Source organism: Flavobacterium soyangense, assembly GCF_015277675.1.
Lineage (GTDB): Bacteria > Bacteroidota > Bacteroidia > Flavobacteriales > Flavobacteriaceae > Flavobacterium > Flavobacterium soyangense.
Genome location: NZ_JADHEC010000095.1, coordinates 1 through 1038, shown reverse-complemented (window position 1 = coordinate 1038; position 1038 = coordinate 1). Strand labels below are relative to the sequence as shown.

Genomic DNA, 1038 nt, shown 5'->3' with positions numbered 1-1038 from the left:
AAGGCATAAAAAAAACAGGACCAACGTCCTGTTTTTTCGGCATTTAACAAAGAGGTGTGCTATTAGAACTGGTAAACGATACCCACAGCAACGGTGTCGTCTGAACCTACGCCCAGTTTGTGGTAATGACTCCAACTTACTGATAGTGTTTTATGTTCAGATAATGCCCGATGACTTTGTCATGCAGCTCCACCGATTTTGAGAACGACAGCGACTTCCGTCCCAGCCGTGCCAGGTGCTGCCTCAGATTCAGGTTATGCCGCTCAATTCGCTGCGTATATCGCTTGCTGATTACGTGCAGCTTTCCCTTCAGGCGGGATTCATACAGCGGCCAGCCATCCGTCATCCATATCACCACGTCAAAGGGTGACAGCAGGCTCATAAGACGCCCCAGCGTCGCCATAGTGCGTTCACCGAATACGTGCGCAACAACCGTCTTCCGGAGCCTGTCATACGCGTAAAACAGCCAGCGCTGGCGCGATTTAGCCCCGACATAGCCCCACTGTTCGTCCATTTCCGCGCAGACGATGACGTCACTGCCCGGCTGTATGCGCGAGGTTACCGACTGCGGCCTGAGTTTTTTAAGTGACGTAAAATCGTGTTGAGGCCAACGCCCATAATGCGGGCGGTTGCCCGGCATCCAACGCCATTCATGGCCATATCAATGATTTTCTGGTGCGTACCGGGTTGAGAAGCGGTGTAAGTGAACTGCAGTTGCCATGTTTTACGGCAGTGAGAGCAGAGATAGCGCTGATGTCCGGCGGTGCTTTTGCCGTTACGCACCACCCCGTCAGTAGCTGAACAGGAGGGACAGCTGATAGAAACAGAAGCCACTGGAGCACCTCAAAAACACCATCATACACTAAATCAGTAAGTTGGCAGCATCACCCAGTTTGTTGTCAGAATCGATCTGGTTGATGATGTAGTCAACATAGGTGGACATGTTTTTGTTGAAGTAGTAGGTTGCGCCCACTTCAAAGTAGTTCACCAGATCAACATCACCGATACCTTCTACGTCTTTCGCTTTAGATTTGGTGT

2 protein-coding genes are annotated in these 1038 nt (G+C 50.8%); both read right to left on the bottom strand.

Annotated features, from left to right (window positions below):
* Window positions 1–136 precede the first annotated feature (136 nt).
* A protein-coding gene (locus IR213_RS16155) for an IS1-like element IS1A family transposase (protein ID WP_103215986.1) occupies window positions 137–834 on the bottom strand; the annotation gives its coding sequence in 2 pieces (ribosomal slippage) (window positions 137–585 and window positions 585–834; 699 coding nt in all).
* Window positions 835–862: 28 nt separating this feature from the next.
* Window positions 863–1038, bottom strand: a 176-nt coding sequence (locus IR213_RS16150; RefSeq protein WP_194313306.1) for a porin, incomplete at its 5' end; no start/stop codon positions are given.